The sequence below is a fragment of the Magnetospira thiophila genome, from assembly GCF_054657015.1.
The window spans coordinates 907,501-920,148 of the sequence record NZ_BAAHXF010000001.1 but is presented as its reverse complement, the minus strand read 5'-3'; the positions used below and the strand labels follow the sequence as shown (position 1 = coordinate 920,148).

The 12,648-nt window shown below is 61.6% G+C and carries 13 protein-coding genes and 1 tRNA gene (1 of these 14 only partly in view); 6 read left to right on the top strand and 8 right to left on the bottom strand.

What is annotated here, in order from left to right; translation table 11 throughout:
* Nucleotides 1-3 precede the first annotated feature (3 nt).
* The 3 genes from ACYQ1P_RS04505 to ccmI are packed head-to-tail and all read left to right on the top strand — an operon-like array spanning nucleotide 4 to nucleotide 2,227.
* On the top strand, nucleotides 4-540 hold the full coding sequence (locus ACYQ1P_RS04505; protein ID WP_460019151.1) for a DsbE family thiol:disulfide interchange protein: 537 nt from the start codon (nucleotides 4-6) through the stop codon (nucleotides 538-540).
* Nucleotides 537-1,028, top strand: coding sequence for a cytochrome c-type biogenesis protein (locus ACYQ1P_RS04500; RefSeq protein ID WP_460019150.1), 492 nt, complete (start codon nucleotides 537-539; stop codon nucleotides 1,026-1,028). The genes ACYQ1P_RS04505 and ACYQ1P_RS04500 overlap by 4 nt, the downstream gene beginning before the upstream one ends.
* Nucleotides 1,025-2,227, top strand: a complete 1,203-nt coding sequence (ccmI, locus tag ACYQ1P_RS04495; RefSeq protein WP_460019149.1) for a c-type cytochrome biogenesis protein CcmI — start codon at nucleotides 1,025-1,027, stop codon at nucleotides 2,225-2,227. Before ACYQ1P_RS04500 ends, ccmI begins: the two co-directional genes overlap by 4 nt.
* On the opposite strand, the gene ACYQ1P_RS04490 is transcribed toward ccmI, so the two are convergent.
* From ACYQ1P_RS04490 to trxA, 7 genes are all read right to left on the bottom strand, one after another.
* The gene (locus ACYQ1P_RS04490; RefSeq protein ID WP_460019148.1) at nucleotides 2,205-4,274 is read right to left on the bottom strand and encodes an ATP-binding protein; all 2,070 of its coding nucleotides are present in this window, start codon (nucleotides 4,272-4,274) and stop codon (nucleotides 2,205-2,207) included. The genes ccmI and ACYQ1P_RS04490 overlap by 23 nt on opposite strands.
* 74 nt (nucleotides 4,275-4,348) lie before the next feature.
* Complete coding sequence (locus ACYQ1P_RS04485; protein ID WP_460019147.1) at nucleotides 4,349-6,379, bottom strand: elongation factor G; 2,031 nt, start codon at nucleotides 6,377-6,379, stop codon at nucleotides 4,349-4,351.
* Nucleotides 6,380-6,480: 101 nt separating this feature from the next.
* Complete coding sequence (locus ACYQ1P_RS04480) at nucleotides 6,481-8,349, bottom strand: diguanylate cyclase (RefSeq protein ID WP_460019146.1); 1,869 nt, start codon at nucleotides 8,347-8,349, stop codon at nucleotides 6,481-6,483.
* A 146-nt stretch (nucleotides 8,350-8,495) separates the two neighbouring features.
* Nucleotides 8,496-8,870: a gamma-butyrobetaine hydroxylase family protein gene (locus ACYQ1P_RS04475; RefSeq protein ID WP_460019145.1), complete on the bottom strand. Its 375-nt coding sequence runs from the start codon at nucleotides 8,868-8,870 to the stop codon at nucleotides 8,496-8,498.
* A gap of 2 nt (nucleotides 8,871-8,872) precedes the next feature.
* On the bottom strand, nucleotides 8,873-9,061 hold the full coding sequence (locus tag ACYQ1P_RS04470) for a Trm112 family protein (RefSeq protein WP_460019144.1): 189 nt from the start codon (nucleotides 9,059-9,061) through the stop codon (nucleotides 8,873-8,875).
* 35 nt (nucleotides 9,062-9,096) lie between these two features.
* Nucleotides 9,097-9,777, bottom strand: a complete 681-nt coding sequence (locus ACYQ1P_RS04465) for an LON peptidase substrate-binding domain-containing protein (protein WP_460019143.1) — start codon at nucleotides 9,775-9,777, stop codon at nucleotides 9,097-9,099.
* A gap of 13 nt (nucleotides 9,778-9,790) precedes the next feature.
* Nucleotides 9,791-10,705 carry a thioredoxin gene (gene trxA / locus ACYQ1P_RS04460; RefSeq protein ID WP_460019142.1) on the bottom strand — a complete coding sequence of 305 codons (915 nt, stop codon included), beginning with the start codon at nucleotides 10,703-10,705 and terminating at the stop codon, nucleotides 9,791-9,793.
* 184 nt (nucleotides 10,706-10,889) lie between these two features.
* Here trxA and ACYQ1P_RS04455 point away from each other — a divergent pair.
* From ACYQ1P_RS04455 to ACYQ1P_RS04445, 3 genes are all read left to right on the top strand, one after another.
* Nucleotides 10,890-10,964 (top strand) — tRNA-Gly (locus ACYQ1P_RS04455).
* A gap of 158 nt (nucleotides 10,965-11,122) precedes the next feature.
* Nucleotides 11,123-11,617 (top strand): protoglobin domain-containing protein, encoded by a 495-nt coding sequence (locus tag ACYQ1P_RS04450; RefSeq protein ID WP_460019141.1) that lies wholly within the window; start codon nucleotides 11,123-11,125, stop codon nucleotides 11,615-11,617.
* A gap of 23 nt (nucleotides 11,618-11,640) precedes the next feature.
* On the top strand, nucleotides 11,641-12,288 hold the full coding sequence (locus tag ACYQ1P_RS04445; protein ID WP_460019140.1) for a YkgJ family cysteine cluster protein: 648 nt from the start codon (nucleotides 11,641-11,643) through the stop codon (nucleotides 12,286-12,288).
* 9 nt (nucleotides 12,289-12,297) lie between these two features.
* On the opposite strand, the gene ACYQ1P_RS04440 is transcribed toward ACYQ1P_RS04445, so the two are convergent.
* Nucleotides 12,298-12,648: the 3' portion of a hypothetical protein gene (locus ACYQ1P_RS04440; protein ID WP_460019139.1), read on the bottom strand. It continues 147 nt past the right edge of the window; only the last 351 of its 498 coding nucleotides appear in the window; the start codon falls outside the window, past its right edge — the gene reads right to left on this strand; it ends in the stop codon at nucleotides 12,298-12,300.

Genomic DNA, 12,648 nt, shown 5'->3' with positions numbered 1-12,648 from the left:
ATCATGAACCGTTGGATCTATTCGGTGCCGCTTGTTGTCGTCCTGGCCCTGGCCTGGCTTTTCATGTCGCAATTGGGCAAGGACCCCAAGCGCATTGAATCGGTACTGCTTAATCAAGAAGTGCCGGTTTTTGACCTGCCACCGTTGGAAGGCCAAACGCGGGGATTTTCCTCCAAGGACCTGCTGGGACAGGTGTCGCTGGTCAATATTTTCGGGTCCTGGTGCATCGCCTGTCAGGCTGAGCATCGCTATCTGGTGCGCATTCAGGCGACCAGCGGCTTGCCCATTTATGGCATCGACTGGCGCGAAAAGGATCGGACCTCCGGTCCGGCCTGGCTGGCCCGCCATGGCAATCCCTATACGCTGGTCGGCGACGACCCGGACTCCAAGGCGTCCATTGCCTTCGGGGTGACGGGGGCACCGGAGAGTTTCATCGTCGATAAAAAGGGCATCATCCGCTACAAGCAGATCGGTCCCATTGATGCGGTGGTGTGGCGGGACACCCTCAAGCCGATGATCGAGGAGTTGAAGAAACAATGAGTCGTTTGCTGCTCTTGGCCCTGTTGGGCTGGGTTTTCGTGGCCTCCCCGGCGCTGGCGGTGGACCCTTCCGAAATGCTGAAGGACCCGAAACTGGAACAACGGGCCCGTGATATCGGCAAAGGATTGCGTTGTCTGGTATGTCAAAATGAATCCATTGAGGATTCCAACGCCGAATTGGCCGGGGATCTGCGGGTGCTGGTCCGTGAGCGGGTCGATGCCGGGGACAGCAACAAGCAGGTGATCGACTATGTGGTCTCGCGCTACGGCGATTACGTACTGCTCAATCCGCCGATGAAATTGCAAACCCTGTTGCTGTGGGGCGGGCCGTTTCTGTTCATGATTCTGGGTGTGCTGGCCGTGTGGTCGTTCTATCGCCGGAAAGGGGACGCGGCGACGGGCGGGCCCATCGAAGGCGGCACTACAGCCGGACTCAGCGAGACCGAACAACAACGCCTGCGGGCGCTTCTGGAGGACACCGACAAGTGACTGGACTATGGATTGTCGTGGCGGTTCTTCTGGCCGTCACGCTGGGTTTTTTGTTGCTGCCGTTGTTGCGTCAGCGGGCCGTTCCCATGCAGCGGGCCGACTATGACCTGAACGTGTTCAAGGATCAGTTGACCGAGGTCGATCGTGATCAGGAGCGGGGGCTGCTGTCCGCCGATCAGGCGGCGGCGGTGCGCACCGAGATTCAGCGGCGAATGCTTGAGGTCGCCGATTCCGCCGCCACCGCCAGCGACGCCGGGGGCCTGAAAACCGGAAGCATCGGACCGGTGGCCATTCTCATCGGCGGGTTCGTGCCGCTGGCTGCCGTGCTGCTGTATTTCGATATGGGATCGCCCAACCTGCGCGACTTCCCGGCGTCCGAACGGGGCACGCCGCAGGCCCAGAGCGCCGCCGATCAGGCGCGGGTCGGCCATCGGGAACAGGGTCCGGCGGGCGACATGGCGACCATGCTGGCCAAGCTGGCGGAGCGCCTCAAGGCCAACCCGGACGATCCGGGCGGCTGGCTGCTGCTCGGGCGGTCCTATTTGTCCGAGGAGCGCTATCAGGAGGCCGCCGACGCCTACCGTGAGGCCTATGAGCGGTTGGAGGGCCTGGATAAAATCGAGACCGGCATTGATCTGGCCGAGGCCCTGGTGATGGTCGATGATGGTCAGGTCGGCATGCAGGCCTCAATGCTGTTTCAGAAGGGTTTGGAGGCCAGCCCCTACCATCCCAAGCCGCGCTTCTATCTAGCGAATATGCGGGCACAGATGGGGGACATGAAGGGCGCCTTGCAGGGCTTTGTCGATATGAAGGTGCTCGGCCCGCCGGACGCCAGTTGGATGCCCCTTGTCGAGAAAAGCATCGCCGACGCTGCCGCCGACGCGGGGGTGGACCCCGGCATCGTCACCCCGTCGCCGGGCATTCTCGAACTGGTCAAGGCCCGCGAAGCCGAACAAACGGCAGCGACCCCGGCGGCCCCCGGGCCGACCCAGGAACAGATGCGCGACGCCGCCGACATGACGCCCGAGGAGCGCATGGAGATGATCCGCTCCATGGTCGCCCGGTTGGCCCAGAAGCTGGCGGAAAATCCCGATGATATCGGCGGCTGGCAGCGACTGGCCAATGCCTATCGGGTGCTCGGCGAGACTGCCAAGGCGGCGGAGGCGGAGGCCAGGATTACCGCGCTCCAGGGGAAATAGCGCGCAGGGTGAACTGGAAGTCACTGCCCTTGCCGGGCTCGGACTCGACCCAGATCGCCCCGTCGTGACGTTCGAGGATGCGTTTGCAGATAGCCAGCCCGACGCCCAGCCCGGGCGGGCCGTCGTGACCGTGCAGGCGCTGGAAAATCTTGAAAATGCGTTCCCGGTGTTCGATTTCGATGCCGATGCCGTTGTCGCGCAGACTGAATCTCCAGAATCCCGCCTCCTGCCGGGCGGAGACGTGGATATGGGGCGTGCGCTCCGGGTCCCGATAGCGGATGGCATTGGTCAACAGGTTCTGGAACAGGCTGACCAGTTGGTTGGCATCGCCCAGAACCTGGGGCAGTTCGCCCACGTCGATCCGGGCTTCGGATTCGCGGATCAGCAGCGATAGATTGGCCAGCGCCCGAGTCAGCACGTCGCCGATATCCACCGGCACCAAGTTCTGTCCCTGGGTACCGACCCGCGAGTAGTCGAGCAGTCCGCGGACCAGACCGACCATGCGCTGTGCCCCTTCCACCGCGTAGCCGACGAATTCACGCCCTTCCACGTCCAACAGCGGCTCATAACGCTGACGGACCAGCTCCATATAGCTGCTGACCATGCGCAGAGGCTCCTGAAGATCATGGGAGACCACATAGGCGAACTGTTGCAGGTCGGCGTTGGAGCGCTCCAGCGAGCGGGTCTTGATCTCCATCTCGCGTTGCTGGCGTTGGCGTTCGGTGACGTCGCGGAACACGGTGACGGAACCCACGGGTTCTCCGTCATGAAGCAGAGGTGCGCAAACCATCTCCACCGGAAACAGCCGCCCACTCCGGTGCCAGAAAACAGCCTTGTCGGAAGTGATGGTTTTTCCGCTACGAAGGACCTGATGGGTGGGGCATTTCTCCGGGGGGAGGGGGGTGCCGTCCTCCGATGTATGGTGAATTTTGGAATGAATTTCGGTGCCCAAAATCTCATCCGGGGTCCAGCCAATCATGCGACAGGCCGCCTGATTGATGAAAACCGTCCGACCCCGGGCATCGGAGCCGAAAATGCCATCGGCGACGCAATTGAGAATTTCATCAAGCCAGGCGCGGTTCTCGGCCAGATCATTCTGTGCCTGGGCAACCCGTGTGACCTGGGCGCGCAATTTCAAAGTGACCAGGGCGACAACCACCATGAGGGCCGAAATCACAAAGGCCAGTTGCCTAGCCTGTTGATGGAAATGGACGAGAGCCGTCTGCTCGTCAAGCGCCACCCAGGCCACCAGGGGGAAGCCTGAAAGGGCGCGGATGGCGTAGAAAGTGCCTACGCCATCCTCCCGAAAGGGTCTGGAATCCCCCCGGCTGAGAAGGTCGAGGGGCAGCGGGGCTGAACTCAACGGCCGCCGCAAAATTTCCGTGCCGTCCACATAGGACAGGCCGAACTGGCCAAGCGACGTCAGGTCAAGCAGCCGTTCGATATGATCATAAAAAAGGGGCGCGGTTCGCAGGGCCACGACTCCTGAGAAGCGTCCCTGGTCATCACGTATGCATTGGGAAACAAACAGTGGTGCTTCCAGATGGGGCGGGCGGGCGTAGATCACACCACATTCCGGATTGTCCCGCTGGGCCTGGAAAATATCCATCCCGGCCAGGGAGTCCGGCCAATCCTCGGGATTTCCATGGACCAGATGAATGTTGCCCAGGGAATCGCTCAGGGCGATGCTGGAAAAAGGCGACGTATCGTCGGCCATATCGGCCAGGGTGCTTTGGGCGTGGGCATGAAACAGCGGATCATCCCAGCGCACGGGACCCAGGCGGGCCAGAATTTGCCGTACGATCAGGCTGTTCAGGGAATAAAGATGATCTACCGCCCCTTCCAGGGTAACCGAAAGGTGGCCGACGTGATGCAACGCATCCCCCTCGGCCTGACGTTGCGACTCAAACAGCCGCCAACCCGCCAGACTCAAGACCACCGCAACGCTGAATCCCAACAAAATCAGGAAAGGGAGCAGCAGTTTCTCAACACCATCGGGCCGACTGTGCACACCCGGATATCTGGCTTGTCCCTGTTTCGTCGCCATTCTCCAATGAAATGCCAAACGGATGGCACCAAAGAGAAATATTATACTATAGCGATCTCAGCTTGTCATTGATCTCAGTCCGCCTTGGCCTGGGCGGCAACGACCTGATCGGCCACCCGCCCCATGAGTTCCTGCAAGTGGTCGAAGCGCCAGGAGAAGGTGCCGACCCCCAGGGTCATGGAGCGCAACTCGACGATCATGTCGTGCATTTCCGCCTGCGGGAGATAGGCCTGCACCTCGTCCCAGCCGGTCCAGTCGGCCTTGGCCTGATAGCCGAGAATCTGACCCCGACGCCCGCTGACCAGACGCTGCACCCGCGAGGTGAAGTCGTTGGGCACGGCAATCTCGACCATGCAAATGGGCTCCAGCAGCACCGGATCGCATTCGGGCATGCCTTCGCGCATGGCCAATTGCGCCGCCTTGCGGAAGGCCATTTCGGAACTGTCGACCGTATGGAACTGGCCGTCGGTGAGCACCACTTCCACATCGACGATGGGAAAGCCGAGCGGCCCGGCGGAGGCGCAATGGTCCCGCACCCCGGCTTCCACGGCGGGGATGTATTGCTTGGGCACCGCGCCGCCGGTAATGGTGTCGCGGAACTGGATGCCGGAGCCCCGGGGCAACGGCTTGATCTCCACATGCACATCGCCGAATTCGCCGTGACCGCCGGATTGTTTTTTGTGGCGGGCATGTTTGGTCACGCCCTTGCGGATGGATTCGCGATAGGCCACCTGCGGGCGGTCGGTCAGCGCGGTGATGTTGAACCGATGGCGCAGGCGGGCCACGGCCACCTGCAAATGCACGCCGCCCTGACCCCAAAGCAGGAATTCATGGGTGTCTGGATCATGACCGAAACTGAGCGAGGGATCTTCCTCGGCCAGTTTGGCCAGGGCCCCGGAAAGCTTCACTTCGTCTTCGCGTCTCTCGGTGCTGATAGCCAGCGAAAACAGCGGCGTCAGCGGGGCCGGCCATTCCAGGGCTTCCGCCTCTCCCGATGCGGAAAGCACCGCGCCGGTCGCCACGTCATCCATGCGGCCCAGCCCGACCACGTCTCCGGCTTCCGCCTGGGAAAGCTTGGTGGTCTTGCCGGCGGCGAATCCGAACAGGCCCGAGACCTTGTGCGCGCCGAGGCTCATGCCGTCGCCTACCGGTCCGCGCCAGACGCGGGCAATGGACAGCTTGCCCGTATGGGCCGCGTGCAGGGTCTTGAAGACCTGGGCCAGCGGTTCGCCCTCGGCCTCGAAACCAAGCCGCTCGGCGGTGCTGGCGACGTCGGGTACTTCATGGCGCAGGGCCTTGAGCAGCCGGGTGATGCCGTTGCTTTGCAGGGCCGAACCGAAAAATACCGGCACCACCAGATCCTGCTGCACGTCCTTGGCCATCGTGTCGTAGACCTCGTCGGCCTGGGGCACGACTTCCTCAAGCAGCTCTTCCATCAGCCTGTCGTCGAAATCGGCCAGGGCTTCGAGCATATGCTCGCGCTCCTCATGCTCCCGGTCCTTCAGACTGTCGGGCATGGAAGACAGCTTGGACGGCTTGCCGTCGCGGTATTCGTAGGCCCGCTCGCTGACCAGATCGACGAAACCGGTGATCTGATCGCCGTCGCGGATCGGCAATTCGCGCAGCACCAGGGGCCGCGCCGAAACCGCTTGCAGAGCCTCCAGGGTGGCCTGCACGCCGACCGAGGCATTGTCCATCTTGTTGATGAACACGAAATGGGGGATCGAATGATCGTCGAGGAACTTGAGCAGCGGGCCCATGGCCAATGCCTTGTCCTGACCGGGTTCGCAGACCACGACGGCGGCATCGACCACCATCAGGGCGTTGAGGGCGTCCTGGGATAGTTCCACGTTGCCCGGACAGTCGATGAAGGTCCAGGATTCGTCCAGGTATTCCCCGGAGGCGATGTTGAGTTCGGTGCTCATTTGCCGGTCACGGGATTCCGGCGTGGTATCCCCCACCGTGCTGCCCTCGGTGACCCGGCCGCGCCGATGGATGATCCCGGCGCTGGCCAACAGGGCTTCCAGCAAGGTGGTCTTGCCGCTGGTGTAAGGTCCGACGATGGCGGCCGCGCGTGGGCCAGACCGGTGCTTCTTGTTTGGCACGATGTCCCTCCTGATTCGAGTAGTGCAAAAGGATCATTCCCCTGTGCGGCACACTACTCCTTTGAAGAGGGAGGGCAACAGGAAATAGGACAGAAATATGATCAAACGGGGGTCACCGGCGCGCAGTCCTTGTCCGGTCCCTCCAGGCGGTTGCGTCCCAGCGCCTTGGCCCGGTACAGGGCGCGGTCGGCTTCCCTGTACAGACGTTCCGGGGCGGCCATGGTGCTGTCTGGACATTCGGCGACGAATCCAATGGAGACGGTCAGCCGACCGTCGGCCGGATTGTCTGGATGCGCAATCCGGGCCGCATGGACGGCGATGCGGATATGCTCCAACTGCTCGCGCGCCGATTTGACCGTCATGTTGGCCAGAATGATGCAGAATTCCTCGCCGCCGGTGCGAAAGACCTGATCGTCCGGGCGGCGCAGGTTGGTGCGCAGAATGTCGGCCACCGTTCGCAACGCCCGGTCTCCCTCCTGGTGTCCGAAGCGGTCGTTGAACAGCTTGAAATGATCCACATCGAGCATCGCCAGAATCAACGGCGTCCGGTGCCGACGGGCCGTGCGGATGAATAATTCCAATTGATTGTCGAAGTGGCGCCGATTGTACAGGCCGGTCAACTGGTCGGTGAGGGCCATGGTCTCGACCAGTTTGCGCTCCGAGATGTTCTGGCGCACCGATTTGTAGCCGACCAGATCCCCCCGCGCGTTCTTCATGGGCGAGATGTGGGATTTCAGCCAGAGATCCGTGCCATTTTTAGTCCGATTGAGAATCTCCCCCGTCCAGTCCTCGCCCGAGCGCAGGGTCTGCCACATCTCCTGAAACAACGCGGCGGGCGTGTCGGGGTGGCGCACGATGTTGTGGTTCATCCCCAACAGTTCTGGTTCCGCGAAGCCGGTCACATCGCAAAAGGCCTTGCTGACCCAGGTGATTTTGCCATCCAGGTCGGTGGTCGAGGAAATCACATAGGTATCGAGCATTCGGTGATATTCGTTGAGGTCGCGGGACGTGGACTCGATGTCATGTTCCACCCGCGACACATGGCGAAAGTAGAATAGGCCCAACAGGATCAGCACCGCCACCGAGGCCAGCAGCGATCCGCCCAGCACCCTGATTCCCAGATTGCGTTCGGGGCTGCGGTCGAACAGGGCGGTCACGCTGCCGATGGGATGTTTGTCATGATCGTACAGCGGGGCTGTCGCCAGATTGAAATCAGGCGCCAAGGCCTGGTCGATTTTCTGATCCACCGGCAGGTCACCGGTGATCCCCTGTTCGGCCAGTCTGTCAGTGACAAAAGCCGGAAGGCGGGGCAGGGTGCTCAGAATGATCCGCTGCCCGCCGGTGTCACCGCTCGCAAGGCCGGGGACATGGGCGGTGTCGACGGCGAGCAGGATTTCCGCACCCAGGGTTTCCGCCAGTTCTTTAACCAGGACCTCGCCCGGCACGCCCAGTTCCAGGAAACCCAGGCGTTGCCCGCCCCACTGGACGGGATGCACGGCCCGCAGCATGAAGCCGCCGATGGGGCCGAATTCGATGCCGTGGAAAGGTTGGTCGGTGCGCGCAGCTTCGACCAGGGAGTGCCGGTCGATCAGGTCGCCCCACTGGTCCGGTTTGTGCATTCGCAGGAAGACCCGTCTGTCGGCGTCATGAAAATAAAAATGAGCGACCCCGCTTTGCTGGCGCAACTCCTCAAATAAGGGTGCCGCCATTTCCCGGAGCCGCTCCCGGTCGCCCCGTGCCCAGATTTCCATCAGGTCGTCCCGCTGCGCCAGAAGAAAGAGCATCCCGTGCAGGGCGGCAGCCCGTTTCTCCAGGTCGCTGGATAGCATATCGTCGGCCAACCGCTGAACTGTTTCCACATGCAGGGCGGTTTCCTGCTTCTCGAAGATATAGAGCCCCGCCAGATGCGTGGCGAGCATCAGCAACAATCCAACCATGAAGGGGAGAAAGATTCTGCTCTTCAGAGTCATATCCGTCTCCCGCCATGTACAATGATTTTTTTATCAAGCTGGACTGATACTGACCCTCAATAATACACTATTCAAAAGTTATAACAAGCGGATAGACATACTTTATCCACTCGCCGGAAACATATGGTGTGGACCCCTGCGTTCGATCAGGGCTCGCGGCTGAGTCCCGCCGCTTCCAAAGCCTGGAGATAGCCGGTCCAGATCTCGTCCTGGCGCATGCCGAAGTCGTACAGGGTATCCCAGGAGTAGATCCCGGTGTCGTGCAGGTCGTCAAACTTGATGGAGATGGCATAATTGCCGATCGGCGTCACGTTCATGATGCCCACATGTTTGCGCCCGGCGACGAGTTTCTTTTCCTCCGGGCTGTGGCCTTGCACCTCCGCCGAGGGGCTCTCGACGCGCAGCAGTTCCGCCGGCAGTCTGAAGGTCTTGCCGTTGTCGAAATCCACTTCGAGGACTTTTTCCTCCCGCTTGACGCGGATCTCGGTGGGCACGTGGGCGGAAGTAAAATTATGGCTCATGTTCATTCCTTTTCGTCGAGCGCGCGGGCTTCATCGGGCAGCATGATCGGTATGCCGTCCCGAATGGGGTAAGCCAGGCGGGCTCCCTCGCTGATCAATTCCTGCCGTTCGGCGTCGTATCTCAAGGTTTCCTTGGTCAAGGGACAGACCAAGATTTCCAGGAGTTTCGGATCGACGGTGCGTTCGGCCATGTCTGCCTCCTCATTTGGGGTGTCGTGCCCCGGTTTCAATGGCGGGTGCTCGCCTGTTCCGTATCGTTGTCGCTCTGCAAGGCGGCCATGTCCAGCAATCCGGTGAGAATCCGTCCGCGCTCGGTCAGATCGGCGGCTTCCAGCAGGGCCTGCTTGTCGTTGGGAGCAAAGGGCAGTCCCATGGCCAGTTGGTGCACCAGCACCTCGTCGTCAACCCCGTCCAGGGTCTCCCATTCCACATGCATGGCCCGCGCCGCGCCATAGGTTTTGAGGGCCAGCAACAGGTGATTACGATCCACGATCTGTGGGCGACCGTCGTCGATCATGTCGGCGCGGAACGACGTATAATCGACCACCGCCCGGCGATAGCCCCCTGTGGATTCCACTTCCTGCCCGAGGCGGAAGCGACAGACGCCGGTCAGGGTGATCAGCAGCCGCCGGTCGGTGGTTTCCTGATAGGCGGTGATCCGCCCGACGCAGCCGACCGGCAGCAGACGCGCGTCGTCGGCGATGGGGTCGCTTGCCGGTCGGGCCGGTTGCAGCATCCCGATCAGCCGGTCCTGGCCCAGGCTGTCGAACACCATGGACAGGTAACGCGGCTCGAAAATATTGAGCGGCAACTCGCCGCGCGGCAGCAATAGGACACCGCTCAGGGGAAACAGCGGCAGCACCCGGGGCAGGTCATTGAAATTGACTTGAAACGGCGAATCGCCCATCGGCCCTCTCCGCTCAGGAAAACAACAAGGTGGAAAGCCGCTTGCGGGCGGCGACGGTGGCCGGATGGGTATGACCAAGGGTCTCGAACAGCTTGATCAACTGTTTGCGTCCGGCCTCGTCGTTCCAGGTCCGGTCGCGGCGCACCAGTTCCAGCAGCTGTTCCAAAGCCCCGTTGCTGTCGCCGACGGCATACAGACTGTTGGCCAAGTCGAAGCGCGCCTCGTGGTCATCGGGGTTGCCGGTCAGACGGGCTTCCAATGCCGCCCGATCGCCGCGCGCCGCACCGGCCAGATCGAGAGCCGAGCGGGCGGCCTGAATCTCGCTTTTCATCTTCAGTTTGTCGGACAGGCCGTCGAGAAATCTTTCGGCGGCCTCGGTGTCTCCGCTGGCAATCAGACAACGTGCGATCCCGGCCAGGGCGACCGCATGTTCCGGCTCGCTGTGCAGAACCTGATTGAACAGGGCACCGGCGTTCTGTGGGTCGCCGCCGTCGAGCAGTTCCTGGGCCTGGGCCAGGGCCGCTTCGAGGGGGGATTGAGCGCCGCCGGTCAGTCGGTCGATAAAGGTTCGCAGCTGGCTTTCCGGCAAGGCCCCCTGAAAGGCATCCACCGGCTGGCCGTCCTTGAAGGCGTAAACCGTCGGCACCGACTGCACGCGAAGCTGGGCCGCCAGTTGCTGATTCTCATCAACATTGATCTTGACCATGCGCACCGCACCGGCCATTTCGCGCACCAGCTTTTCCAGCGTCGGGCCGAGCGTCTTGCAGGGCTGGCACCAGGGCGCCCAGAAATCGACGATCACCGGCACCGACATGGAGGCATCCAGTACGTCGGCGGTAAAGCCCTTGATGTCGGAGTCCTTGATCAGATCGCCAGGGGTCGCGGCCCCCAGGGTGGGGCTTCCGTCTTCATTGAGCAGCGGGTTCATGGTCGTTCCTTTGGCATAGGTATCCAGGTTGATGCAAAGATGGACGGTTGCGCCGCCGCCTGCAACCCCATGACGCGGGTTCTTTTTTTGCCATTTGGCCGGAAAGGTCAAGGGATGCCATTTGGGGCTTGAATTGCCGTCCGCTTTGGGTAATATGCGCCTCCTCGTTAGCGCGAGGCGTCCTGCGGGCGTAGCTCAGGGGTAGAGCGCAACCTTGCCAAGGTTGAAGTCGTGAGTTCGAATCTCATCGCCCGCTCCAATTTAGGTTGATCTTGCAGCCTCACAGGCCCGGCCATTCGGTCGGGCCTTTTGCTGTGGTGGGAGGGCTTTCTATCAGAGACGCATAAGGGTACCATGAACGGCAAATCAAAAAATCAAGATCACGCCGGATCAGGTGTACCTAGAGGGGGATCTACCATGAAAAAAATCTTCGGCAGAAACGATATCACCAAGGCGCTGAAAGAACAGTTGCTGTTCACCGGGCTGCGTAAAATTGATCCGGCGGATATCGCCGATCTCTGGGCCGCCATCGAGCCGGAAATCGACACCATCTTGGAAGATTTTTACGCCCGGCTGGAGCATTTCACCGAATCTCGGGAATTCGATCAGATGAACATTCCCCGACTCCAGGCGGCGCAGAAAAACCATTGGCGAAAGCTGTTCAGTTTCGAATTTTCCCCCGATTACGAAGAAAGCGTTCGGCGGGTCGGCGAAGTGCACAGCCAGATCGGTCTCGAACCCGAATGGTATGTCAGCGGCTACATATTCTTTCTCAACCGCATGATCGAGGCCCTATATCGCAGCCACGCGAAGAAATCCGCCCACTGTCGGGATCTGACCCTGGTCTTGACCCGCCTGATCGGCATCGACATGGGTCTCGCCATGTCGGCCTATCAGGTGGAGGATCTCTGAAACATTTGTGAGCGGTGGCGGCGATGAGCGATCCGACGACATGGCTGGTCAACCGGATACGCAAGCGCATGCGGGCCGCCCCGAAGCGGCACCGTCTGGCTCTGGCGGCCGAGGAGGCGCAGGGTTTGTACGAGGCCAACGTGGCCAACCTGCCCACGGATCACCTGGCCTGTCACGCCGGGTGCGGCAGTTGTTGCTGTGCCCATGTGGGGATTGAGGCCCCGGAGGCTTTCGCCATTGCGCGCCATCTGCAACGGTTTGGGAAAGCCGATCCAACGTTTATCGAAACATTGCGTACGCGGGCCGCACAGGTCGGCGAGATGGACCCCGGTCGCCGCTGGGAAGCGCAAATTCCCTGCCTGTTTCTGGACCCGGCGCAACAGGTCTGTACCATCTATCCGGTGCGCCCCCTGGCCTGCCGGGGTTATACCAGCCTCGACTTGCGGGCCTGTGAGGTCTCCACCGAAACCCGGGACCATGCGGCCCCCATCCCGGCCGATCTGGAACGGGTGGCGCGGGCGAATATCCTGCGTCAGGCGCTGGCTCAGGCGGCGGCGCGGACGATTCATCAAGCCGATCCGACCGCCCATGTGGAACTGCACGGGGCGGTGGTTGCGGTGCTCGACGGAGAGGACGAAGCGGCCTGGATTCGACGGCACGAATCGCCCTGATGACGGGATTCAGGGACGATCGGTCACCAGGGGCGCGGGTTTGGCGGAGGATTGGCGCGGCGATACGGTGATGCTGATATCCGAGCCGGTGAGGGTGGCGTCGCTAATCTGAATGGTGGCGATCCGTCCCTCTCGGGAATAAGTCAAAACGCTCTGCGCCGAGCGCACCATGGTCACCGCTTCCCAGCCAAAGCCGGGCATTTCCTGTTTGTAGAAATCGAAGGCCGCCGAAACGCCGTGGCGGGAAGTCATCACCAGCCGTCCGAACCAGCCGCCATCACTGCCAAACACCAAGGTGCGCTCCACATCCATGTCCGACCGGGTCGGGACCGGAATATCGGGGAACTGGGTAAAGGATTT

Bases quoted from the DNA above. Each gene is read 5' to 3' on its own strand.
- ACYQ1P_RS04480 (WP_460019146.1), bottom strand. From the start codon at position 8,349: ATGACTCTGAAGAGCAGAATCTTTCTCCCCTTCATGGTTGGATTGTTG.
- ACYQ1P_RS04475 (WP_460019145.1), bottom strand. From the start codon at position 8,870: ATGAGCCATAATTTTACTTCCGCCCACGTGCCCACCGAGATCCGCGTC.
- ACYQ1P_RS04490 (WP_460019148.1), bottom strand. From the start codon at position 4,274: ATGGCGACGAAACAGGGACAAGCCAGATATCCGGGTGTGCACAGTCGG.
- ACYQ1P_RS04500 (WP_460019150.1), top strand. From the start codon at position 537: ATGAGTCGTTTGCTGCTCTTGGCCCTGTTGGGCTGGGTTTTCGTGGCC.
- ACYQ1P_RS04470 (WP_460019144.1), bottom strand. From the start codon at position 9,061: ATGGCCGAACGCACCGTCGATCCGAAACTCCTGGAAATCTTGGTCTGT.
- ACYQ1P_RS04505 (WP_460019151.1), top strand. From the start codon at position 4: ATGAACCGTTGGATCTATTCGGTGCCGCTTGTTGTCGTCCTGGCCCTG.
- trxA (WP_460019142.1), bottom strand. From the start codon at position 10,705: ATGAACCCGCTGCTCAATGAAGACGGAAGCCCCACCCTGGGGGCCGCG.
- ACYQ1P_RS04445 (WP_460019140.1), top strand. From the start codon at position 11,641: ATGAGCGATCCGACGACATGGCTGGTCAACCGGATACGCAAGCGCATG.
- ACYQ1P_RS04450 (WP_460019141.1), top strand. From the start codon at position 11,123: ATGAAAAAAATCTTCGGCAGAAACGATATCACCAAGGCGCTGAAAGAA.
- ACYQ1P_RS04465 (WP_460019143.1), bottom strand. From the start codon at position 9,777: ATGGGCGATTCGCCGTTTCAAGTCAATTTCAATGACCTGCCCCGGGTG.